This is a genomic window from Anaerobutyricum soehngenii (genome assembly GCF_009697165.1).
In the GTDB taxonomy this organism is placed as follows: Bacteria; Bacillota; Clostridia; order Lachnospirales; family Lachnospiraceae; genus Anaerobutyricum; species Anaerobutyricum soehngenii.
The window spans coordinates 1-24,114 of sequence record NZ_VULP01000011.1; the positions used below are offsets into that span (position 1 = coordinate 1).

General features: G+C 37.5%; 25 protein-coding genes and 1 pseudogene. 20 read left to right on the forward strand and 6 right to left on the reverse strand.

Going from position 1 to position 24,114, the window contains the following annotated elements; genetic code table 11:
* Positions 1-150: 150 nt before the first annotated feature.
* Positions 151-483, forward strand: coding sequence for a DUF3784 domain-containing protein (locus FYJ25_RS06695; RefSeq protein WP_096241473.1), 333 nt, complete (start codon positions 151-153; stop codon positions 481-483).
* Positions 484-587: 104 nt separating this feature from the next.
* The gene (locus FYJ25_RS14390; protein WP_167513785.1) at positions 588-734 is read left to right on the forward strand and encodes a hypothetical protein; all 147 of its coding nucleotides are present in this window, start codon (positions 588-590) and stop codon (positions 732-734) included.
* A 106-nt stretch (positions 735-840) separates the two neighbouring features.
* On the opposite strand, the gene FYJ25_RS06700 is transcribed toward FYJ25_RS14390, so the two are convergent.
* Positions 841-1,194 carry a cupin domain-containing protein gene (locus FYJ25_RS06700; RefSeq protein WP_004614173.1) on the reverse strand — a complete coding sequence of 118 codons (354 nt, stop codon included), beginning with the start codon at positions 1,192-1,194 and terminating at the stop codon, positions 841-843.
* Positions 1,195-1,334: 140 nt separating this feature from the next.
* Here FYJ25_RS06700 and FYJ25_RS06705 point away from each other — a divergent pair, with 140 nt between their 5' ends.
* On the forward strand, positions 1,335-1,667 hold the full coding sequence (locus FYJ25_RS06705; protein ID WP_008373705.1) for a winged helix-turn-helix transcriptional regulator: 333 nt from the start codon (positions 1,335-1,337) through the stop codon (positions 1,665-1,667).
* 293 nt (positions 1,668-1,960) lie between these two features.
* Here the strand turns inward: FYJ25_RS06705 and FYJ25_RS06710 are convergent, their stop codons facing one another.
* Positions 1,961-2,524 carry a TetR/AcrR family transcriptional regulator gene (locus FYJ25_RS06710; RefSeq protein ID WP_096241472.1) on the reverse strand — a complete coding sequence of 188 codons (564 nt, stop codon included), beginning with the start codon at positions 2,522-2,524 and terminating at the stop codon, positions 1,961-1,963.
* A 151-nt stretch (positions 2,525-2,675) separates the two neighbouring features.
* Between FYJ25_RS06710 and FYJ25_RS06715 the strand changes: the two genes are divergently transcribed.
* On the forward strand, positions 2,676-3,581 hold the full coding sequence (locus FYJ25_RS06715) for a DMT family transporter (protein ID WP_096241471.1): 906 nt from the start codon (positions 2,676-2,678) through the stop codon (positions 3,579-3,581).
* A gap of 4 nt (positions 3,582-3,585) precedes the next feature.
* Here the strand turns inward: FYJ25_RS06715 and FYJ25_RS14990 are convergent.
* Positions 3,586-3,663 (reverse strand): annotated as a pseudogene (locus tag FYJ25_RS14990) (ATP-binding protein); the annotation flags it as partial.
* Between the two features lie 39 nt (positions 3,664-3,702).
* Positions 3,703-5,463, reverse strand: coding sequence for a diguanylate cyclase domain-containing protein (locus FYJ25_RS06725; protein ID WP_330578289.1), 1,761 nt, complete (start codon positions 5,461-5,463; stop codon positions 3,703-3,705).
* A 230-nt stretch (positions 5,464-5,693) separates the two neighbouring features.
* Between FYJ25_RS06725 and FYJ25_RS06730 the strand changes: the two genes are divergently transcribed.
* The 5 genes from FYJ25_RS06730 to FYJ25_RS14605 all read left to right on the forward strand — a co-directional run bounded on the left by FYJ25_RS06730 (position 5,694) and on the right by FYJ25_RS14605 (position 7,857).
* Positions 5,694-5,999: a winged helix-turn-helix transcriptional regulator gene (locus tag FYJ25_RS06730; RefSeq protein WP_096241469.1), complete on the forward strand. Its 306-nt coding sequence runs from the start codon at positions 5,694-5,696 to the stop codon at positions 5,997-5,999.
* Positions 6,000-6,034: 35 nt separating this feature from the next.
* Positions 6,035-6,208, forward strand: coding sequence for a ParB N-terminal domain-containing protein (locus FYJ25_RS14445; RefSeq protein ID WP_205677385.1), 174 nt, complete (start codon positions 6,035-6,037; stop codon positions 6,206-6,208).
* Positions 6,209-6,433: 225 nt separating this feature from the next.
* Positions 6,434-6,883 carry a YaiI/YqxD family protein gene (locus FYJ25_RS06740; protein ID WP_096241468.1) on the forward strand — a complete coding sequence of 150 codons (450 nt, stop codon included), beginning with the start codon at positions 6,434-6,436 and terminating at the stop codon, positions 6,881-6,883.
* Positions 6,884-6,967: 84 nt separating this feature from the next.
* On the forward strand, positions 6,968-7,528 hold the full coding sequence (locus tag FYJ25_RS06745) for a HEPN family nuclease (RefSeq protein WP_096241467.1): 561 nt from the start codon (positions 6,968-6,970) through the stop codon (positions 7,526-7,528).
* Between the two features lie 44 nt (positions 7,529-7,572).
* Positions 7,573-7,857 carry a response regulator gene (locus FYJ25_RS14605; protein ID WP_242970750.1) on the forward strand — a complete coding sequence of 95 codons (285 nt, stop codon included), beginning with the start codon at positions 7,573-7,575 and terminating at the stop codon, positions 7,855-7,857.
* 188 nt (positions 7,858-8,045) lie between these two features.
* Here the strand turns inward: FYJ25_RS14605 and FYJ25_RS06755 are convergent, their stop codons facing one another.
* Positions 8,046-8,762: a 4Fe-4S binding protein gene (locus tag FYJ25_RS06755; RefSeq protein ID WP_154580863.1), complete on the reverse strand. Its 717-nt coding sequence runs from the start codon at positions 8,760-8,762 to the stop codon at positions 8,046-8,048.
* A gap of 673 nt (positions 8,763-9,435) precedes the next feature.
* Here FYJ25_RS06755 and FYJ25_RS06760 point away from each other — a divergent pair.
* From FYJ25_RS06760 to FYJ25_RS06805, 11 genes are all read left to right on the forward strand, one after another.
* Positions 9,436-12,372 (forward strand): transporter substrate-binding domain-containing protein, encoded by a 2,937-nt coding sequence (locus FYJ25_RS06760; protein WP_096241465.1) that lies wholly within the window; start codon positions 9,436-9,438, stop codon positions 12,370-12,372.
* Positions 12,373-12,410: 38 nt separating this feature from the next.
* On the forward strand, positions 12,411-13,208 hold the full coding sequence (locus FYJ25_RS06765; RefSeq protein ID WP_154580864.1) for a substrate-binding periplasmic protein: 798 nt from the start codon (positions 12,411-12,413) through the stop codon (positions 13,206-13,208).
* A 19-nt stretch (positions 13,209-13,227) separates the two neighbouring features.
* Positions 13,228-16,116 (forward strand): response regulator, encoded by a 2,889-nt coding sequence (locus tag FYJ25_RS06770; protein ID WP_330578290.1) that lies wholly within the window; start codon positions 13,228-13,230, stop codon positions 16,114-16,116.
* Between the two features lie 17 nt (positions 16,117-16,133).
* On the forward strand, positions 16,134-17,906 hold the full coding sequence (locus FYJ25_RS06775; protein WP_154580865.1) for an ABC transporter substrate-binding protein: 1,773 nt from the start codon (positions 16,134-16,136) through the stop codon (positions 17,904-17,906).
* Between the two features lie 13 nt (positions 17,907-17,919).
* Positions 17,920-20,172 carry an ATP-binding protein gene (locus FYJ25_RS06780; protein WP_154580866.1) on the forward strand — a complete coding sequence of 751 codons (2,253 nt, stop codon included), beginning with the start codon at positions 17,920-17,922 and terminating at the stop codon, positions 20,170-20,172.
* A gap of 54 nt (positions 20,173-20,226) precedes the next feature.
* Positions 20,227-20,766 (forward strand): AAA family ATPase, encoded by a 540-nt coding sequence (locus tag FYJ25_RS15215; protein ID WP_330578291.1) that lies wholly within the window; start codon positions 20,227-20,229, stop codon positions 20,764-20,766.
* Complete coding sequence (locus tag FYJ25_RS06785) at positions 20,708-21,523, forward strand: P-loop NTPase family protein (protein ID WP_330578292.1); 816 nt, start codon at positions 20,708-20,710, stop codon at positions 21,521-21,523. The genes FYJ25_RS15215 and FYJ25_RS06785 overlap by 59 nt, the downstream gene beginning before the upstream one ends.
* A gap of 23 nt (positions 21,524-21,546) precedes the next feature.
* Positions 21,547-22,224, forward strand: coding sequence for a Crp/Fnr family transcriptional regulator (locus tag FYJ25_RS06790; protein ID WP_096241461.1), 678 nt, complete (start codon positions 21,547-21,549; stop codon positions 22,222-22,224).
* A gap of 193 nt (positions 22,225-22,417) precedes the next feature.
* The gene (locus FYJ25_RS06795) at positions 22,418-22,675 is read left to right on the forward strand and encodes a heavy-metal-associated domain-containing protein (RefSeq protein ID WP_154580867.1); all 258 of its coding nucleotides are present in this window, start codon (positions 22,418-22,420) and stop codon (positions 22,673-22,675) included.
* A 106-nt stretch (positions 22,676-22,781) separates the two neighbouring features.
* Positions 22,782-22,997, forward strand: coding sequence for a hypothetical protein (locus tag FYJ25_RS06800; protein ID WP_154580868.1), 216 nt, complete (start codon positions 22,782-22,784; stop codon positions 22,995-22,997).
* A 10-nt stretch (positions 22,998-23,007) separates the two neighbouring features.
* On the forward strand, positions 23,008-23,571 hold the full coding sequence (locus tag FYJ25_RS06805) for an alpha/beta hydrolase (protein ID WP_154580869.1): 564 nt from the start codon (positions 23,008-23,010) through the stop codon (positions 23,569-23,571).
* A 55-nt stretch (positions 23,572-23,626) separates the two neighbouring features.
* Here FYJ25_RS06805 and FYJ25_RS06810 read toward each other — a convergent pair whose 3' ends face one another.
* Positions 23,627-23,983, reverse strand: coding sequence for a hypothetical protein (locus FYJ25_RS06810; protein WP_154580870.1), 357 nt, complete (start codon positions 23,981-23,983; stop codon positions 23,627-23,629).
* Between the last annotated feature and the right edge of the window lie 131 nt (positions 23,984-24,114).

The following is a 24,114-nucleotide window of genomic DNA, read 5'->3' on the forward strand; positions in this document are numbered from 1 at the left end:
GTTGAGTTTGGTCACTTACATTATACATGAAAAAGGGGGTCATTGCTTTTTTATTCGTAAAAAGTGATGAAATCCTTGAAAATATAAGGTTTTAAACAAAAATAGGACTGTAAAACTTTACAGTACCGGAATTTAAGGAGGAGTATGTAAATGAAATTAGCAGATTTAGCAACAGGCTCTGATTGGATAGTGTGGATTGTCTTTGCGATATTTGCTGTACTTTCTATTATTTTACTTTCTGGACATGGAAGCTGGTTCATTTCTGGATATAATACAGCTTCAAATGAAGAAAAGGAAAAATATGATGAAAAGAAGTTATGCAGAACAATGGGAATTGGAATGTCTATTATAGCAATTCTTGCATTAACTATGGGCTTGTTTGAAAATATTTTGCCTGCATTTTTTGTATATATTGCATTGGGGATTATTTTGGTTGATGTCGTGGTAAATATCATTTTAGGAAACACACTATGCAGAAAGTAATAACTTCAAGTTTGGAGAAATTTACGACATTGTTATTGAAGATATGGACAGGCAAGCGAAAGGTTTAAAAGGCTAAATTTCAGTTTGTAACGAAGGTATTTGCGATGAAAGGAATTAAGATTGAGTTATTGGGGATTGCAATAATACCTTTAGGAATTGCTGTGACAACAAATAATTTTGGGGGATATGTCCTAGGTGTTCTTGGATTTGGCGTTGCTGTAGTTGGCTGTTTTCTAAAAGATAATCACTGATAACTTCTTGTTTAAAAAATTGAGAAAACGTAATATTGAACAAAAAAGAAATGCACAGTTCTTAGCTTATCGTGAACTGTGCATTTTTGTAAATAAATACTTTTAATTAGCCGATTACGGCATCCTCTGCTGTAAAATGTTCCAGAGAATTTTCTTTTACCTGAATGCAGATATAAGTAATTCCAGAAATATCGGATGCAAAAAACTGACGCTTTGCAGCAGGTGCGATTTTTAGCCAGTCTCCAGTTGAAAGGCTAATTTCTTCTCCATCAATTATGGCTTTGCCGTTACCTGAAAGAATTCCATAGATTTCTTCATTTTCTTTATGAGAATGAACAAATGGGACATTTGCTCCTGCAGGTAGTTCGTTCAAACTGATTTCTGCACCTGTTAAAGACAACTTTTCATGCAGCTCAATTCGGTTTTCCTTTCCAATAGTTGTTTTTGTGTAATTTGCCATAATAACCTCCATAGTTAATTTGTAGTTTCTGGTTGCTTGGTATTAGTATAGTATGAGGCACATACAAAAACAAGTACGCACCTTTTTGTAACTGTACACTCAAAAATGAATGTGTTACAATAGACTCGGAGGTGAGAATTATGCGAGCAAAAGAAGAATTACCGGAATGCCCAGTTGCAACAGCAGTATCTCTTATCGGAGGAAAATGGAAACTGCTGATTTTGCGTAACTTGAAAGAGCGTCCATGGAGATTCAATGAGCTACAACGAAGTATAGATGGTATTTCACAAAAGGTTTTGACAGATAGTTTAAGACAAATGATGAGTGATGGGCTGGCATATCGCCACGATTACCATGAGCAGCCACCGAGAGTTGAATACGGCTTAACGGAACTCGGAACAAAAATGCTTCCAATTGTTAATTCACTTGCTGACTTTGGTAACTACTATAAATCAATTATTGAACAGAATTAAGGACGTTAGTATTTGAAAAGTTCGAACAATTCCAGTTTGTCAATTACAGGTGACATTGAAAGAGCCAGCCCATTCAAGGTGCTGGCTGTTTCAAAAATTCCATTCTAATAAATCGCACGACAACTTAGCGAAAAATAAGCTCTCCATTAGCAAAAAATGAATAGAAAATGTATAAAAGTGGCAAAAACGAATAATTATAAGGGCTTATGCATTAGACACACATTTGTAAAAAAGGAGTAATTATAAATAGTGGGCAACGATATCAAAATGAGATTTGTTGCCCACTTAATTTTTTATAAAATCGGCTCAATAACAGCACGAAAATAGTAATCTAATTCTTCTGGTGTATGTTTTTTTTTATCTTTCAACCACCATAAAACCATTTCTACAAAGCTTCCTGAAATATGATTAACAAGAAATTCTTGGGGTAAGTCTTGATTTCGCTTGCGGTTGTGATTTATAAATTGTGTTTGTACCAATTCATTTAAGCTATCCTTAAAGTAACGAAGGAAAATTTCGCTACTTTCACAAGATAGTAATCCTAAAATATTGTTATCATTTTCTTGCAAATGCTGTAAAAGATGGCAAAAAACAGATTGTGGCAGTTCTTCATTTGAGTAAAGCCCGTGTATATGAGTTTTATCCATAGCACTGTCGATGATATGTCCGAACAGTTCCTTACAGACTGCATTTAATAATTCGTCTTTCGTTTCAAAATGGGCATAAAAGGTACTTCTGCCGATGTTTGCGGTATCAAGTATTTCTTGTACTGTGATATGATTGTAGCTTTTCTTTTCAAGCAATGTGCTGAATGCATGAAAAATTGCTTCTCGTGTCTTTTGCTGTCGTCTATCCATTATCTTCCTCCGTACAAATTTGAAGAAATGTTCAATAACGTACATTTCTTTTGATTTAATTATTGTTCGCCTAAATATGCTAATGATATAATCGAACAAGATGTTAGATAACATACAAATTATATCGTAGTACTTTGGAGGTGTCAAGAAAATGGAAACTGAACAGAAAATCAAGAAAGGGATAGCATTTGCGATACTTGCAGCAGTACTGTATGCCATAAATGCTCCTTTTTCAAAGATATTGCTTGAATTTATGCCGCCTACTTTAATGGCTGGTTTTCTTTATGTTGGTGCAGGAATAGGAATGATATTTATTGCTCTTATGCGGAAAATAAAGAAATATGAAGCAAAAGAATTGAAATTAACAAAATCAGAATTACCATACACCATTGCAATGATAGTTTTAGATATTGCTGCTCCTATTTGTTTGCTGTTTGGTCTAAACTCTACAACTGCCGCAAATGCGTCGTTACTTAATAACTTTGAAATTGTAGCAACAGCGATAATTGCCCTTATGGTATTCAAAGAAAAAATTAGCACAAGATTGTGGTTTGGAATATTTTTTGTAACGTTATCCTGTGGAATACTGTCTTTTGAAGATGTATCAAGTCTGCGTTTCTCATATGGTTCGTTATTTGTTTTACTTTCCACCATTTGTTGGGGGTTTGAGAATAATTGCACTCGAAAAATATCGTCAAAAGATCCATTGCAGATTGTTCTGCTAAAAGGAATATTTTCGGGTATCGGATCCCTCATTATCGGCTTGTTTATTGGAGAACGGATAGAGGCACTTTGGAGTATCGTTGCTGTTCTTTGTGTAGGATTTGTGGCATACGGATTGAGTATTTACTTTTATGTATATGCACAAAGATTACTTGGTGCAGCACGAACAAGTGCTTATTATGCCGTTGCTCCATTTATAGCGGCAATTCTTTCGTTGATTATCTTTAGAGAAATACCTGATGTTACTTACTTTGTCGCACTTGTGTTAATGATTGTAGGTGCTTGGCTTTCTTCGCAAGATAAGCCGCTAATCAGAAAAGTTAAAAATGAGTAAAGGAAATATAAAACTTCTCGTTGCTTCTCTGAGCAACAAAGTCGATTTCCTTTTGATAGAGCTTGCCGACATAAACATTATATGAAAATAGATCATACGCTCTGTTTTTTGCAATATTTTATTATTTTGCGAATTTATCATTGTAACGAATATGCATATCTTCCCAATCCATGAACAATACATAAAATACTTTCCCGTATTGCGGGCTCTCTACAATTCTTCCATGATCAAGCACAGAAAAATAAGTTCCGTCAGCTTTTCGAAGATGGAAGTGAATATAGTCATTTTCATTACCACTGTCAATCTGTTCCCAGATACTTGATTCTATCTGTTGCTGTTCATCTTCCCGGATCAAGTTGCGAAAACTTTTCTTAGTAAGTCTGAACAGTTCATCTATATCTTTATATCCTGACATATGAAGAAATTCATCATTTGCAAAAAATAGTTCATCATCTTCTTTGTCAGCTCTGTATATGATGAATGCACCTGGAAGATGTTCAGAGATATCCTTGAATGCGAATCCAAGTTGTTTGCGGGCACCTGACCGAAGTCCTTCTCTGTAGACCATACATCCATTTTTTCCATGAAGTTTTATTTCATAAAGAGCGGCATCTGCGCAGCGCATGAGTTGTGAACGATTGGATGCAAATGTTGGATATTCTGCATATCCTAGAGAAATATAAAATGCATGTTCCTTACCATGGTATGAGAATGATTTAGGAAGTTTGGTGAATTTCTGCAGCTGTATAGCTGCTTCTGCAAAGGTACAATTTGGTAAAAGAATGCAGAATTCGTCACCACCATTTCTTCCAAGTAATGCATCGGATGGGAAAAAAGCCTTCATGCTGTCTGCAAGATTTTTTAATGCCCTGTCTCCGTAATTATGTCCATAGATATCATTAATAAACTTAAAATCATCGATATCAAGGAGCGCAGCCACAAAATGTGCTTTTGGATTTTTTTGAATCATTTTTTCTGCAAATTCATCAAATCCATAGCGGTTATAAATATTTGTAAGAGAATCTGTGCGCGCCAGTATCTGAAACTTTTTCTTATGTTCTTTTTCTACTAACCATACTCTGCTAAGAACTGACAGGAGAAGGCTTATTGTAAGAAACATTCCGATGATGATTATCAGTAATGTGGCATTTCTCCATCCACTTTTAGGAGTTACTTCAAATTTCCAGTTTTCATCTCCTATTTTAAAAGTATAAGAAACAGGATGATTTATTTGCCCATCTGATTGATAAACCACTTTATAAGTATCACTCCATGGAGCGTCTGTTTTTGAAATTTTGTATTCGTATCCAAAATTTGAAAGTGCACTGATTGAATCTGAAAAAATATCCGGAACACGCAGGATAACAATAGTAAATCCCCAGAAATACTCATGTCCGTTTTTATCTTTCAGGTATATGGGATTGCGGACTGCAATTCCATATTCTCCCTGTTTTAATTTGAAGGGGCCCTGCGTAATGATTGTATGGTTGTCTCTTGCGTAACAGGAAATTTTTCCGCGGTCTTTATCATGGATCAAATCAATCTTACCTGCCTCATTTCCATTAGCCGGATAAATATCTGTAACAACACCATTAGGAGCGAGCTGTACACTTTCAATAGAATCAGACATAATATTTCCGGCAATTGTTTCAAACTGATGGATTTCGCCATTTTCACTTATTAAGATTTGCTTCAAGGTATCTGTGATCTCAATTCCATTTATAATTTTATTCTTTATTCGTTCGCCATAGTTGGTTACGTTTAATTGTGCTGTTATGTGTCTCTGCTCTTTTTCGTGGGTGTCTGTTTTGTATACAATCAAACTAATAAGGCATATGCCCAGTAAAAAAGTGATAAGAGGCACAAGTGTTTTCTTTTTCACTTGGTTCACCTCATTTTGTCTATGGGAATTATTATAATAAAGCATTATATCACAGAAGTTGAAAAACAGAATAAGTTTTATGAAAAAAACGAACTGTGCAAAATCCTTATACATCTATGACAGAAGAATGTATATCGATAGGGATTTGTGAAATCTATATATTTTAAGAAGGAGCCTTCGCTTATTCGAAAGCTCCTTTTCTGCATACCTTACTTTTACAGCCTTAAGCCATCTCGAAATACTTCGCCCACACGTTGTCGCTGATCTCCGGCAAGCACAAGATGGTCATTCTTTACTGCCTGATGGAGTTTGAAACCGTGCGATTCAATGAGTTGAAACGGTATCTGAAAACCATTTCCGACAAGACTCTCAGCACGAATCTCAAGGAGCTGGAAGCAGACAAACTGATCGTCCGCACCGAGTATCCGCAGATTCCGCCGAAGGTGGAGTACTCCTTGTCTGAGCGTGGAAAGTCGCTGATGAAGGTGCTGGATCAGCTCTGTGTCTGGGGCGAGGAGAATCGACTGACAGAGTAATAACTTCAAGTTTGAAAAATTGAGAAATCGTAAAATTGAAGAAAACAGATCTTAGAGAACAGGATGAAAAGGTTGTTGAAATTGAAATGGAGAGATTAGTGTCATTCAACAATCATCCGTTTAAGGTAATACTCGACAACCGGATGCAGGAGCTTCAGGACAGTATTAAGAAGTATGGAATACTGAATAGGCAAAAAAATATAGCATAAAAGCACATATCGCTACGAGATAAAAAACGGATACAAGCCTTGATTTTACTGGCTTTGCAACCGTTTTTTTACTCTTCAACTGTCAAAGATGGGATATTACTATAGTTGTTTTGAAAATAAAGGAAATCATGATACGATAGGAATATTTGGTTTATCTCGGAGAGAAAAAGAAACTTGGGCATCCATTGTAATCCAAGGAATTAAGCCAGGTATGGAGAAAATAGTATGAGAGTTTTTGTTGATGCAGATGCCTGCCCGGTAGTGGGTATTGTTGAAAAAGTTGCAAAAAAGCACAATGTTCCGGTGACATTGTTGTGTGATACAAACCATGTGTTATCCTCTGACTACAGTGAGGTGATTGTAGTTGGAGCCGGAGCAGATGCAGTGGATTATAAATTGATCAGCATTTGCCATAAAGGGGATATTGTTGTATCGCAAGATTATGGAGTGGCAGCAATGGCACTTGGAAAAGGTGCATATGCAATTCATCAATCTGGGAAATGGTATACCAATGAGAATATTGACCAGATGCTTATGGAACGGCATTTGAACAAGAAAGCACGAAGGGCATCTAGAAAGAATCACTTAAAAGGGCCAAGAAAGCGAACATCAGAGGACGATGAGCGTTTCAGAGAATCTTTTAAGAAAATGATACAGGTTCTTCAGAACGGTTAGTTACGTGTAGAATGATGCCGACCATTGTATCAAGTTTATAGTATCTGGCATAATAAAAAGTTATAATTTGAAAAGGAGAACACAATGAATTTAACTAAACAAGAGTCTATTTTTTGTCAAGCATTAGCTATGACTTCTTTACTTGAAGAATTATCCAACAGAGATTTTTTAAACAGTGACTACTACAATGAAAACATTACTTTTGTTGAAAATAATGACAATTTTAAAAAGATTCTGAAAGCGTCAGGCTTGGGAAATCCAGCTACAATGCAAATGTTTCTCTATATTCTTTTGGTGATGCCAAAAGAAATCCTTTCAGGTCTTGATGATGGAATTATTAATTTATGGGGGGATGATTTAAAAAAAAACCTTCAATTATATAGACTAAGTGTAACCACAACATATCCCGGAGAATCTAGCAGTGAGTTATCTACGATTGACTATTATAGACATATTCGAAATGCGGTTTCACATGCCAAGTGTGTATATGAAACAGAAGATGGGCGTACATATGTCACTTTTAAAGATAAAAATCGAAATCCCCAAAACCAATATCATTGTGAAATTAAAATGCTTACAAGTGATGTGGGAAGCATGCTTGAAGTATTACAAAATCAAATAATGGAATATTTAAACAGACACTGAAGTATCTGATAACTTCAAGTTTGCTTAACTGGATGTAAGATGGAATGGAGAATTACTTTGATGAAAATATTAGTCTGATTGGAACTGGGAAACATGAGTTTTTCACGAATCTACATAAGTTTTTAGAATCATTTAAATTTGATGTAAAACGAAGAGGTAAAATCAGAATCGAAGTACAAAATTTATATCAGGAAGAAGGATGTATTGTTGAGACTGCCAATGCTTTCGCAGAAGATGCACAAAAGGTTCTTTCTGTTGGAATGAATGCTCATGTTGCAAAGCCTGTTGATATGAACATTCTTGTGCCAGCAATGATGAAATATTTATAAAAGAAAAGATTCGTTGACCCAATGCATTACTATAGATGTGGGGCTGTCGCACTAATTTTTAATGCGACAGCCCCCTTTTGTCTACAGTCTTCCCATTTATATTATATAGGGGTGACTTCAAAAAATATTCTCAAATGTTTATTTAACGGTTGCTTTCACTGCTTTTTTCTTTTTACCGCTTGCGAGAGTTACGATAATTTTCCGTCAATACTTATCGTTACAACCTGCCAGGGAATGAATTTTCCACTATTCTGAAGTGCTTTTTTGGCTGCCATCTCAAGACCGCCGCAGCATGGAACTTCCATTCTTACAATCGTTACACTTTGGATATTGTTATTTTGAATGATCGCAGTCAGTTTCTCACTATAATCTACCTGATCTAATTTAGGACAGCCAATTAATGTTATTTTGTTTCGGATAAAATCCTGATGGAAACTTGCGTAAGCGTAAGCAGTACAATCGGCTGCGATCAGAAGTTTTGCACCGTTAAAATATGGTGCACTGACAGGTGCCAGTTTAATCTGTACCGGCCAGTTCTGAAGTCTTGATACTTGATCTGCGGTTGAAGATAGTTTTTTTGTTTCAGATGTTTCCTTTCGCTGAATCTGCATACTTTTAGATCCAGGACAGCCGACATGTGCAGTCATTGTCTGATTTTTTGCTAATATTTTTTTCTGAGCTTCTTTTACAGCTTTTTCATCGTATTCCGGTGCTTCTCTTTCTTCAAAGGAAATGGCTCCTGTTGGACATTCCGGGAGACAATCGCCTAGTCCGTCACAAAAATGTTCTCTTACCAATTCTGCTTTTCCATTAATGATATCAATAGCACCTTCATGGCAGGCATCTGCACAGGCACCGCAGCCATTACATTTTTCTTTATCAATTCGAATAATCTTTCGTATCATTTTTACCTCCATCAATAATATTTAACTTTTGTTTTTATTAGGATTATAATATTATAAATATATCTTGTATGTTTGATTTCCAACAGAAAGGATGGTTTTTAAAAGATAAAAATGCGGCGTGTGTTTTGATATATAAAAGTCGGTATAGGCAGGCTGGATTCTATAGCCGTAAGCCTTTAATATCTTTAATACGTGATAAAATTATATCAGATGTGAGATGACTCCCACCTCTGTAGGTGGCGAGCAATAAATCAGTATCAGTGAGGGAGTCAATCTCCCATCTGATATAGCCTCCGGCAGGATTGCAGAGATGCGCAGAAGAAGTATGTCATGCATTGCATGACGCGCATCTCGCAGCAAGAATGCCGGGGCATTCTTGAAAAATAAATCAAAAAATATTGATGAAGTCTACCCATCAGAGTTTTTTCATTGTATAATATTTTATCATACGGAGTCACTTTTCTTTGTAATGTTTTGTGGCAAATTCATTATACATCAGAAAGTTCGGTATGATATTTTTTTACAAAAAAGTTGTAAAGTGGTGTTATATAATATACGTAAAGGATAATAAAATGCAGGGATATGGATTAGTTTTTGATCAGGTATTTGGAACATAAACTACATATACATAATAAAACCATGATTGATAAATTAAATTGTGGAAAGGAATAATATGCAGCAAAAAAATTTAAATCAAGTGAATCATATTTTAAAGAGAATCTGCTGTTTCTGTTTGAGCATATTTGTATTATGCCTAACTTTATCGGTTTGTGTTCCTGTAAATGTAGCAGCAACAACAGGTCAATCGGTAGTGGATGATACAACGCAACAGGAAACAAAAAAAGCAGACACGCAGAGGAAGAAGCAGAGGATCATACGTGTCGGTTCATTTGAAGATACTTTTAATTATGTCGATAAAAACGGTGTCAGACGAGGATTTGGTTACGAACTGATGCAGGCGCTCGCAGGCTATGCCGGATGGAAATTCGAGTATGTGAAATGTGACTGGTCCAACTGTTTTGATAAGCTTGAAAATGGTGAGATTGATGTCATGGGCGATATCTCTTACACCGATGAACGTGCACAAAAGATGCTTTTTTCAGAGGAGCCGATGGGCGAGGAAAACTATGTTCTTTATGCGGATCTGTCACATACGGATATTATGACATCTGATTTCAAGTCTCTAGATGGGAAACGTGTAGGTGTACTCATGGGTACAGAATCAGAAATTATGCTGACAGAGTGGGAGAATAAGAATGGCATACATACAGAGCATGTAAATGTGTATAATAATGACGATGTCGAAAAGAAATTAGCGAATCATGAGGTTGATTGTTTTGTGTCTCTAGAGGAATCCATCTGGTCTGAACAGGGAATATCATCTGTTACCAATGTTGGTAAATCAGGTATATATTTTGCAATAAACAAAGAAAGAAGCGATATCAAGACGGAGTTGGACTGGGCTATGAGTCAGTTGGATAAAGACAGTCCTTTTTTTAAGACAGATTTGTATAAGAAGTATTTTACTCTTGATTATATCCAGATTCTTACAGGCAAAGAAAAATCATGGCTGGAAGAACATGGGCCTATAAAGATAGGATTTTTGAATAATGATACGGCGGTATTTTCTATGGACGAAGAGACTGGAAAACTTACCGGTACACTGACGGAGTATATCTCTTACGCAAAAGACTGTTTGGGAAATCAGACGCTGGAATTTAATATACAGTCATATGACGATTATGACGAAATGCTTCGGGCATTACAGGAGCATGAAATTGACATGATTTTTTATGCGAGCAGAAATCCTGACCTTGCAGAAAAAAAAGGTTATGCACTTACAAATACAGCCTGGACCTACAGCCTGATGGCAGTAACTGACGAGAAATATTTTAATGAGAATGAGGTATATACAGTAGCTGTGCCAAAGGAAAAAGAAGCCTTAAAGCAGCATATGGCTTTCAGTTATCCCCAATGGAAGTTTGTAGATTGTGATTCACTTGCTGATGCGGCAGATATGGTCATGAATGAAAAAGCAGACTGTTTTCTCATGGGAACCAGCCAGGCGCTGAAATATGATAACGATCGAGATTTCAAGAGTGTTCCACTTACAAAAACAATGGAAGCATGCTTTGCAGTAAGTGGAGGAGAGGGACATCTTTTGTCGATACTGAATAAAACCTTGAAGGCCATGCCGTCAGATATGCTTACAAGTGCACTTGCTATTTATGACAGTACAGCAGATAAGGTAACATTTTTGGATTTTGTAAAAGACAATATGCTTGCTTTTTTTGTCGCCACAGGATTTTTTGCACTCAGCATAATTGGCATTATCCTCGTACTTTTAAAAAAGGCAAGGAAAGCAGAATCTGTTGCAAAGCTTGCGGCAAATGATACACAAAAGCTCAATAATAAACTGGAAATCGCTCTGAAAAAAGCAGAAGCTGCCAGTCTCGCAAAGACCTGTTTTCTTAATAATATGTCGCATGATATCCGTACTCCTATGAATGCAATTCTGGGCTATGCACAGCTTATGGAGGATGAACTAAAAGAAAAAGAACTGCCTGAAACTTCAGAACATTTGGAAAAACTGCAGCAGTCAGGAAAGCTTCTTTTGTCAATCATAAATAATGTACTTGATATGGCCCGGATTGAGAGTGGAAAAATGGAAATTGATGAGAACTATGGCCGGATTGAAGAAATCCGGCAGACTTTATTTGAAATATTTGATGATGAAGCAAAGAAAAAGAATATTGCACTTCATTATACGATAAATGTAGAGCATGAGCATGTGCTGACAGATACTATCAAAGTAAAAGAAATATTTGTCAATATCCTGAGCAATGCCTTAAAATATACTCCGGCTGGTGGTTCTGTTATGATGAACGTAGCTGAATTACCATGCGATGAGTCTGGGTACATGATCGTGAGGACCAGAGTGAGCGATACCGGAATCGGTATGAGTGCGGATTATCAGACAAGGATCTTCGAGGCATTCACACGTGAGCAGAACACTACAAAGAGTAAAATCGCAGGAAGTGGACTTGGAATGTCAATAGTTAAGAAATATGTTGAACTGCTTGGTGGAACAATAACTGTAGAGAGTGAGCTTGGAAAGGGTAGCACCTTTACAGTTACATTAAAGCATAGGATAGCGGATGCAAACTATTATGTAAAAAAACACGTTGAAAGTTCTGGAACAGGCAGTGAAGTCCTTGAAGGCAGGAATATCCTTTTGGCAGAGGACAATGATCTGAATGCGGAGATTGCAGAAGCAATACTTGAACGTGCTGGTCTTAAGATAGAACGTGTGGAAGATGGTATTCAGTGTGTAAATAGGATAACAAAGATGCCGGCAGGAACATATGATATAATCCTCATGGATATCCAGATGCCCAAAATGGACGGTTATAAAGCAACACAGGCAATCAGGAATTTACCAGATAAGGATAAGGCGAGGATACCTATCATTGCAATGACAGCAAATGCATTTGAAGAAGATAAGAGAGAGGCTATTGCAGCTGGAATGGATGGTCATATAGCAAAGCCGATCCAAGTCGATAAGTTGCTGTCGATGTTAGCGGAAATGATCAGGAAACAAGAAAAGTAGTACATATAGAATAGGTATCTAAAATTAAGGAATAGGATATGAGAAAGAATCGAAGGAATCGAAAGAATAGCTCCCGTACCCGAGGAAACAGAATTTGTATTGCTGCATTTCTTCTGACTTGCAGTCTTATGCTGGGAGGATGTGGAGTAAAGAAAGAGAAAGCGGCTGATAGTGAACTGCCGGAGATTATTATTGGAATGGATTATTTTGAACCTTACAGTTATCAGACAAGTGATGGCAAATATAAAGGTATTGATGTGGAACTTGCTAAGGAAGCATTTCAGAGGCTGGGATATCAGCCAAAGTTTGAGAATATAGTCTGGGAAGATAAGGATGAACTTTTGGCAGATGGAACAGTAGACTGTCTGTGGAGCAGCTATTCCATGAATGGAAGAGAAGACAAATATCAGTGGGCAGGTCCATACCTGTACAGCCGCCAGATGGTAGTTGTAAAAAATGAGAGCGAAATCCAAACACTTTCGGATTTGAAAGGAAAGAGGATTGCAGTGCAGGCAACTACAAAGGCAGAGGATCTTTTTCTTCATAATATTAAGTCAGATCTTCCACAGATGCAGCAGGTGAACTGTTTTTCTACAACGAATGAAATTTATGCGGCACTTAGAAAGAATTATGTAGATGCGATTGCCGGGCATGAGGCAATGCTTGGCAGTCTGGTGAAAGAAGGTAAGGATGCTTACCGAATGTTGGATGAAAGTATTTATAAATCAGAACTTGGAGTGGCTTTTAAAAAAGGAACGCACGAGGAAGTTGCAGCAGATCTTACAGAAACACTTAAAAAATTGCAGAGGGAAGGAATTACAGAAAAAATAGTTTGATAGAAATGCATGTTTACTGGTGTTTACGCTGATTTTTGTTGGAATCCTAATCTTTTCTCTGCTGACAGCAAGTGATAATAAGAAGCTAAATCGTACACTGAATGAGACATTTGACTTTGTAAAAACGCGGATTGAAAGTTATGAGATTTATGATACGAATGATCAGGTGAAGAGTCTGGTACGTCTTATGGATAAAACAACAGAATTGAGCCGTGTCATAGCGCAGGAAGGGAATTTTAGAGCAGAAATGCTGGATAAGTACGCAAAAGAACAGCGTCTGACAGGAATACTTGTGCTAGATAAGAAGCTGAAGGTGATAGAACAGACTACGAGGGATGGAGATGCGACGCCGTTGTGGCAGAAGCTGATTGAAAGTGATTATGTACGTGATATTGTCGAACATCCGGAAAAAACGTATACGACCCGTCTGAGAAATGAAGGAAAACTCTATGATTTTGCAGCGGTGGCAAGGCAGGATGCGTCAGGTATCTTAATTGCATATGCGCAGAAAGAGGAAGTAAATGAGATAAACGGAGACCTGACGATGGCATCGTTGTTTTCAAATTTTCCTTTTGAAATGAATGGATGTGTTGCAATCTGTGATGAGGATAAGATTGTCAGTACAAATAAACAGAACCTTGTTTCTAGTTCTGTAGAGGGCGCAAAGTCTTTGTATGAAAATGAATTTAAGTCAGGTGGAAATGTAATCGTCCATCTTCGTTCAAAGAATGGAAATTGGTACGGGCGCCAGGAGAAGATAAAAGACTATAATGCATACGTTTTTTTCCCGAAACATCAGGTATACATTACACGCAATACAATATGCGTGATCTATGCTCTGCTTGCACTGCTTATTTTCTTATTTTATCGAGTGCTAAGGAACAGAACAGAAAAAAGAAGTATCCTTCAGGATCAAAAGAGACTTCGCGTGATCAATGCACTTGGTCATGCCTATTCCTCTATTTCTCTTGTAAATTTAAAAACAGAGGAAATAGAAATCGTAAAATCTTCAAAAGATATGAAGCCGGATCAGCAAGGGGACATACTCTCTAAAGCACATCTGGAAGAACTGATACAGCAGGTTATTGCAGAACCATTTCAGGAAGCCTATTGGGAATTTGTTGATATGAGTACGGTGGCAAAGCGTCTGGAAGAACACGAAACGTTGAGTTTTACAGCGCAGACAGTAGATGAAAAATGGCTGACGATAATCATTGTACCGCAGGGATATGATAAAGATGGAAAATTGAATACTGTTCTGGTTGCGAACCGTGATATGACAGAAGAAAAAGAACATGAGATAGAACAGGATAAGAATCTGAGAAATGCACTTGCAGCCGCTGAACATGCGAACCGGGCGAAGACAGCGTTTTTAAATAATATGTCTCATGATATCCGCACGCCGATGAATGCGATTATTGGATTTACTGCACTTGCAACAACACATATTGGCAGTACAGAGCTTGTTTTGGATTATCTGAAAAAAATTCAGACATCCAGTCAACATCTGCTTAGTCTGATCAATGATGTGCTGGATATGAGCAGAATTGAGAGTGGCTCTGTCAGGATTGAATATACAACGGTACATTTGCCAGATATTCTGCATGATTTAAGAACAATCATTCAGGGATCTGTTTATTCTAAGCAGCAGGATCTTTATATTGATACACAGGATGTATTTCATGAAGATATTATTATCGACAAGCTGCGTTTGACGCAGGTACTTCTGAATATTATCAGTAATGCTGTGAAGTTCACACCAGTCGGCGGGATGATTAACATTCGCGTTTTGGAGAAACCGTGCAGAAGAGAGGGATATACAACAGTAATCTTTAGTGTGAAAGATAACGGAATCGGAATGTCACCGGAGTTTTGTAAGCAAGTGTTTGACTCATTTTCAAGAGAACATACTGTTACGGAGAATGGAATCGGAGGAACCGGTCTTGGGATGGCGATTACCAAAAATATCGTGGATATGATGGGAGGTACGATTCAGGTTGAAAGTGAAGTTGGAAAAGGAACAGAGTTTACAGTTATACTTGAATGTGAAACATCAGCAGTAACGGTAAAAAGGGAACCTATTCCGGAACTGAAAGGTGCCAGAGCACTTGTGGTGGACGATGATGCGGAAACATGCATGAGTGTAAGCAAGATGCTGCGTGAGATCGAGATGACAGCAGATTGGACTACTTCCGGAAAAGAGGCAGTACTTCGTGCGAGAGAAGCTTATGAACAGAATCAGGAATTTAAAGTTTATATCATTGACTGGCTGATGCCGGATATGAATGGAATCGAAACTGTCCGAAGAATCCGCATGGTAGTCGGACCGGAGAGTCCGATTATTATTCTGACTGCTTATGACTGGTCAGATGTTGAACAGGAGGCAAGGGAAGCGGGAGTTACTGCGTTCGTATCAAAACCACTGTTTCTTTCCGAATTGCGGGAAGTGCTGATGAGTCCGGAACAAAGAAAACTCATTCAGAATGAGAATCAGAAGATTCAGGCAGCGAGTCAGAGAAGCTATGCAGGGAAGAAAGTTCTTCTTGTAGAGGATAATGAGCTGAATCGTGAGATCGCAACAGCAATCATGGAGGAAATTGGCCTGAATGTGGATGTTGCTGAGGATGGCACGGATGCTGTGAATATCATGTCATCTGAAAGAGGCAGCAACTATGATCTGATCTTCATGGATATTCAGATGCCAAAGATGGATGGATATACAGCGACAAGGGAGATACGTACATTGAATAGTACAAAATGTGCGAATATACCGATTATCGCGATGACGGCAAATGCTTTTGAGGAGGACCGTAAAAAAGCGATCAAAGCAGGTATGAATGGTCATATTGCAAAACCAATCAGTTCAGAGGTAATTCTGGAGAATCTGGATCAGATTTTTGGAAGATAAAATGAGAGGAGAAAAGTATGAAGATCAAAAGGATACGAAGGGTATGTCTCGTTTTGCTCTGTATAGCAGTAATTGGGATTGTGGGATGTGGGAAAAAAGATGTGAATTCAAAGAAACATGAACCTATTACCTTCATGGCCCCTTATATGGATGTTGATAGCTTTATAAAAGAAGTGCATAAAACATATCCAGAGGTTAATATTAAAGTAGTTCCATACAGTGGGGCAAATACAACGGTATACCTAAATACGATCATGGAGGAAAATGATCTGCCGGATATCTGTACACTTACGCTCTATGACCCGGAACAGCAGGACCTCAGTGACAAGATGCTTGATCTTTCAGGATATGCTTTTACGGATAATTATGTAGAGTCTCGTCTCAAAGAGGTATCAGATGACGGGGCAATCTATATGCTTCCGTCTGCGTATAACTGTTTCGGTATTACTTATAACAAAACATTGTTAAAGAAATATGGATGGACACTTCCGCAGTCTTTTGGGGAACTTAAACAGCTTGCAAAAGAGGCAGAGAAAGCAGGGGTTCAGTTATGCCTGCCCCAGATTCAGTATCCGGGATATGGTTTTCAGTATTTATGTAATATTGCCGACACAGGATTTTTAAGTTCTCTAGATGGAAGACAGTGGCAGAAGGATTATTTGTCAGGAAAAGCAAATGTCAGTACGACAAAGGGCATGATGGACAGCATGGAATATATCGAGAAATGGAAAAAACTTGGTATGCTCGATGGCAGTAACAGTGATCCAATTGATGACGCAGTAACAAGAGAGAATTTTATCAAAGGAAATACGCTGTTTATGCTTGGCTCACAGAATGGTATTACAGACTCAGATGCTACAACAGATGAATTCGGGCTGATGCCGTATCTTTCAGAAGATGGAAGTAAAAATGTCTACATATTATCGGTGGGTCGTTATTATGGACTGAATAAACAGCTTGAGAACGATTCACAGAAGCTTGAAGATGCGTTAAAGGTGATGGAAGTGTTGTCTACGGTGGAAGGAACATCTTCCCTTTATCCAGAGGAATCACTAAAAGCAAGTCTTCTGCCATTTAAGGATGCAAAAGCAGACGATACCTATTATGGTGATATTGCAGAGGCGATTAATGCAGGAAATACAGCACCGCTTATTTACACAGGATGGGAAAATACACTGGTTACTACAGGAACAAAGATGCTGGAATATATGCAGAACAAAGCAACGATAAAAGATGTAGTAAAGCAGCTTGAAGATGACCAGAAAAGCGTGGTAAATAATAAACCGGAAGTTATTACTACGACAACGGAAGATATTTCACAGAAAAACTGTGCGAAATTGGTAGGCAGATGCTTTGCACAGGCAACGAACAGTGATCTGGCGCTTGTTTCTCTCGGAACATGGATCAGTGGAAATGGATTGGAGCAGAATAATGACGGTGTGAGTGGGAAATTGTATACAAAAGATATTACTGTTGATGATCTCAGTACTATTATTCCTACAGGCTGGTCGCGGACAATCCAGACCGTCAGATTAACAGGAAAACAGATTCAGGATTTATATAAAGAGGGATACGATGCAGTTGGTACAGGAAATAATTACTCTTATATATTAGTAAGTCCGATGAAACTGGAAGAAGATAAGACCTATCAGGTTGCTATTTCCGGAATCAGTGATAAACTAAAATCAGAAACGGAAGTAACAGACAGTGGCATTGTAGGTATAGATGCCGCAAAAGAGTTTTTTGGAAAGTTTAAGACTTTAAGTGAAGCAGACGCTGAATGGAAATGATTGGAGGAGAAGAATGCAGAAGGCAAACGATTACCGAAACTTAATATTGGGCTGTTGTATGACTGGTATAGCGATGCTTTTGGCATTCTTTTTCCTGTATCAAACTTATATTCAGAATATTATCTATGAGGAACGATTGAATCAGATGGAAGAGGTTACTCATCAGATGTTTCAAAATCTGGAGGATGTGATCGATTCCCACTGGAACCGGGTAACGGAAGAATGTAATTATCTGCGAGAAGCAAATGTACAGACGATAGATGAACTCTGTAAATATATGAAAAAGAAGTATGAATTATCAGCATATGAAGAGCAGAAGATTACATTGATGGCAGTGGATTCAGAAGGTGGATATTATACAGAACGTGGAAACAGAGGACTTTTTCGTGATCTCGATTATTTTGAAGATAATCCTAAGCAGATTAGTTTCGTTTTTGATTCTATAACAGATAATCAGTCAGAGATGGTGTTTCTAAAACGTCTGTCAAAACCGATACAGCTTCAAAATAGAAAAAAGAAAACGACGATTCGTTATTTTGGAATTGCTCAGAACATGGAACAGTTAAATCCTTATTTTAACTGCGATGCATATGACAGGAATAATAGTGTATATGTTTTAGATGATAATGGATTTAAACTGTTCAATAGTAATAAAGTGGAACTGATTAAGGGGCATAATGTATTTTCTGTTTTGCAAAAGATGAAATATCTCCATAATTCTTCTTTTGCAAAAACAAAGACGGAACTGGAAGAAAAAGGCTGTAGTTATTCTAATGCAGTACTGGATGGAACAGAATATTTTTATGCACTAAAAAGAATGGAAAATGCCGAATGGACACTGATTTTTCTTGTTCCGGCAGAGTATGTTGCTACGAATACATTAGAACTTGTCAATTTTATCATGCTATTTATCGTTATATTTACGGTTATCGTAGCTGTCTGTGTTATACTGGGAATTTCTTTTGTTATGCGTAGAAATCAGCAGGAAGCAATTCTTGTGGAACGAGAAAATAATATCAAACTGGAAAATGTAAATACAGAACTGCGGAAGGCGAATCTGGCGGCAGAAGAGGCTTTTCAGGTGGCACAGGAAGCGAACAGATCAAAGAGCAGTTTCCTTGCAAATATGTCACATGATATTCGTACACCGATGAATGCGATTATTGGTATTATATCATTGCTAAGACATGATGCGGGTGATAAGGCAAAGGTAATAGAGTATGCAGATAAAATAGATACATCATCACAGCATCTGCTGGGAATCATTAATGATGTTTTGGATATGAGCAAGATTGAGGCAGGAAAAACTATTTTTAAGTACACTGATTTTTCTATTTTGGATTTTATGGAGGAACTTAATACAATATTTCATTCACAGATAGATGAAAAAAATCAGACACTTACGTTTATGAAAGGAAACATCCGGCACGAGTGGGTGAATAGTGATCAGGTTCATCTAATGCAGATTTTCAGTAACCTGCTTTCCAATGCAGTAAAGTATACACAGGAGGGTGGAGCAATCCAGTTTTTAGTAGAAGAATGTGAGACCAATTCTTTTGTCTATGCAAAGTACCGTTTTTTAGTCAGTGATAATGGTATAGGAATGTCGGCTGATTTCAAAGACAAGATTTTTGATGCATTTACCCGCGCGGAAAATTCTCTTACAAATAAGATACAGGGAACCGGTCTTGGCATGGCTATCACCAGAAATCTGGTTGAAGCGATGGGAGGTACCATTGATGTGGAGAGTGAGCCGGGACAGGGAAGCTGTTTTGAAGTGCTTATGGATTTGAAAATCGCAGAAGAAAGGTCTGTTTCACTAGCATCTCAGGTAGAAAAAGAGGAGCCGGATGTCAATATCCTAAAAGGAATGAGGTTCCTTTGTGCTGAGGATAATGAGTTAAATGCAGAAATCCTTATGGAACTGTTAAAGATTGAGGATGCCGAGTGTACGATTTGTGAAAACGGCGAAAAGGTTTTAGAGACATTTGAACAGTCTGCTCCGGGGGATTATGACATGATTTTGATGGATGTGCAGATGCCTGTTATGAACGGCTATGAAGCAACAAAAGCAATCCGCAGAAGTTCACATGAACTGGCAAAGACAATTCCGATCATTGCCATGACCGCCAATGCGTTCTCAGAAGATATACAACATTCTCTGGCAGCCGGTATGACTGCACATATTTCAAAACCAGTGGAGATGAGGGTACTCAAAAAGACGGTAAGAAATATAAAATCTGGGGGGCGAAACGCAAGCCATTGAATAGTAACAAGTAAACAGATGAATACAACAGTTTGTTAAGGAGGCAATGGCATAATGGGAAATTATCTGAATCCGGGGAACAGTGGTTTCTCAAATATGAGAAATGATGTTTATGTTGATAAAACAGAAATGATAAGACTGATCAATCAAACAATCAACACGCCACGAAATCTGACATGTATTAGCAGACCAAGACGTTTTGGAAAGTCATTTGCAGCTAAAATGTTATGTGCATATTATGATAAGACTTGTGATTCTAAAGAGTTGTTTGATGATCTTAGAATTGCAAAAGCGGATGAATACTTAAAATACCTGAACAAGTATGATGTGATTTACCTGGATATGGCTAGTGTTCTTGGTGTGACATCACCAGAAGATGCAGTCTCCTATGTAAAGCGAAATATAACGGAAGAAGTTCTGGAGATTTATCCGGAAGTAAAAGAAGCCGAGGCATTGTTTGATACGTTGGCAAATCTGGTGACTTATACAGGAAATAAAATTATCATGATTATTGATGAGTGGGATTCACCGATTCGTGAAAATGGTAAAAGAAATACAAAGAGAGTATCTGTTATTTTTACGCTCTTTATTTAAAAATAGTGGAACGACGGATAAGATTTTTGCAGCAGTATATATGACAGGAATTCTGCCGATTAAAAAAGATGGATCACAGTCTGCGATTTCTGATTTTGAAGAATTTACGATGGTAAAACCGAGAAAGTTTGCGCCATATGTAGGATTTACAGAGCAGGAAGTAAAGGATTTATGTAGAGAGTATCAAATAGATTTTTCAAAGATGAAGTTATGGTATGATGGATATTCATTTCCGAATGCAAACTCTATTTATAATCCGAATTCGGTCATGAAAGCACTTAGAAATGATGATTTCGATTCTTACTGGTCACAGACATCGGCAGCCGAGAGCCTGATGGAATATATCAGTCTTGATTATGGTGGGCTTTCTAAGACGATTGCAGAATTGATCGGCGGTATTGAAGTAGAAGTTGATACAAGGGGATTTTCAAATGATCTGGTGACATTTAGAGAGAAAGATGATGTGTTGACTTTGTTGATTCATTTAGGATATCTGGCTTATGATAAAGATTCAGAAAAAGTGCATATTCCGAACGAGGAAATCAAGCAGGAATTTTCAAGGACGATTCGAGGAGTCAGACGGAACGAGACAATTCAGCGCGTGCGTGAAAGCGATCAGATTATTTCGGATACGGTACATCTGAATGCAGATGCAGTAGCAGCTCAGATTGAGAAGATTCATACAGAGGAAACGACAGCTCTTTTTTATAATAATGAGCAGACATTAAGAAGTGTGATTGAAAAATATGGCAAGTAAGATTCCAACAGGGAGGAGTAATCTTGAAAAAATATTTACCTATTTTAAAAAACAGCCCTTTCTTTAAAGGTCTTTCTGATAGCGAGATTTTATCTATACTTCAATGTGTAAATGCCACAACAATTTCTAGAAAACGAGATTCTTATATTTTCAGAGCAGGAGATTCTACCGAGGTAATGGGACTTGTGGTGTCTGGCTGCGTTCTTATCATTCAGGAAGATCTCTGGGGACATCGGAATATTCTGTCGAAATGTCATGCCGGTGATTTCTTTGGTGAGCCATATGCGGCCAGTCCGGGGGCTGTTCTAAATATTAGCGTGGTAGCGGATGAGGATTGTGAGATTATTCTTTTACATGTCCAAAGACTTCTGATATCCTGTCCAACTGCGTGTGAACATCATCAGAAGCTGATTCGTAATCTGGTCAGTGTCCTCGCAAACAAGATACTGATTCTTAACGACAAGATTACGCATGTAGGTAAGCGAACTACCAGGGATAAACTGTTATCTTATCTGTCAGCAGAATCAATCAGACATTCGTCCCTATCCTTTGATATTCCTTTTGACCGGCAGCAGTTAGCAGATTACCTTTGCATTGATCGTGCAGCAATGTCTACAGAGATATCAAAATTACAAAAAGAAGGATTTATAAAAACAAATAGAAAACACTTTGAATTGACAGTATATAGGAATGATAATTAGACAGAATATATGGATCAGATTGTAGAATGGGAAAAAGAACCTCAGAGTCTTGCATAAGCCGGATAGTTGTATTAAAATAATGTTAGATCACACTAACTTTCTTACTACAGGATGTCAGAAAACAGACTTACATTGTGCAATAATCAAGGCATTAGAAAAAAGTAAGATTTTTAAAATGGAAGGAAGAAATATTATGATTAAGACAACAATAAAGGTTACTGGTATGGCTTGTACCATGTGCGAAGCACATATTAACGAAGCAGTTCGGAATGCATTTTCAGTGAAAAAAGTGAAATCGAGCCATTCCAAAGGAGAAACAGTCATTCTATCGGAAGAACCCTTAGATGAAGCAGCACTCCGAAAAACTATTGAAGCCACCGGTTATACTACTGGAGAAATGACTTCCGCCTCATACAAGAAAAATGGGCTTTTTTCTTTTTGGAAAAAATAAAAAAATTTTGAGTAGAAAAAATTATTGTAGCTAGGATGGGCGTCATGCCAGTGGCTTGGTATAACGACAATATAGAAAAGTACATTAGGGTATGAAAGGTGACATTATGATATATACAGTAAAAAGAATAGATGAAGACATAGATTACGGTTGTGAAGAACGCTCAGAAGATGTACCAGTCATGGCAGTAGTTACGCTTACGAACTCTTTGGGAGAAGAATTGGTAGTAAAAGCAGAGGATGCTAAGCTTTATGAATGTAATATCAATGAAGGAGACAAGGTAAGCATTGATGCGAATAATAAGTTAGAAAAAAGCTACTAGGAGGGACAGAATGAGAAACCTTATGATTTTATTCCCGGGAATAGGGTATCATTGTGATAAACCTATATTGTATTATGGAAAAAAGATTGCCGTAATGAATGGGTATACAGATTGTATCAGCCTGTCATATTCTTATGATGGAAAGAATCTTCGAGATAATGCTGCTGAGATGGAAAAAGCTTTTAACAGTTTGTATGAACAGGCAGAAAAACAGCTCAATGGAGTGGAATTTAATCAGTACGATGAAATTCTGTTTGTCTCTAAAAGTATAGGGACCGTCATTGCAGCAGCATATGCCAGGAAGCACAGTATAAAATGCAGAATGATTTTTTACACACCACTGGCACAGACATACTCTTATGATGTGGAAGAAGGGATTGCCTTTATCGGAATGAAAGATCCATGGAGTGATGTGGATGAGGTAATTCACACAAGTCAGAAGCAGAGGATACCGATTTATGTATATGAGGATGCCAACCATTCCCTGGAAACAGGACAGGTAATACAAGATCTGGATATATTGAAAGACGTAATGATAAAAACAAATAACTATCTTTCAGTGGAAAAACATTGATAAATGAAACATTCTTTAACCTGTGTTTGATAAGCGATCTTTTTTACTCAAATATTTACTCAAACACTTCTTCGATTCTACCTGTTTTTTCGTTGTAAACATAAACACTGTTATGTTCCGCTACAAAAGGAGTAAGTGAGCCAAGCTTAATGTTTCGGATGTAAACTACATTTGTTGGTAAAACTCGCACTAAGCTTTCATTTTCATTAATATCAGCGATCCAGCGGAACAATTTGTTCTCTTTTTGTTCAACATCAATTCTTTCTCGAATAATGGTTAAGGTATGGATGGCCCAATTAAGCGTTCCAATACTGTTGTACTTGATGCATTCTTCAATATTTGAGAAGAACGTCTCATCAAAATTTACTTCCTGTGTTGCCATTTTTGTCAGTTCATTTAATGATAAATTCATAGTAATCCCCCTTCGTTAAGCAGGATATTGTATACGATTTAAAAACCATATGTGTATCATAGATACTTTTAGGTTTTGTGATGATTGATGCTACAGGAAGGAAGAGGAAGTATTGTCTTTTTTATTGACAA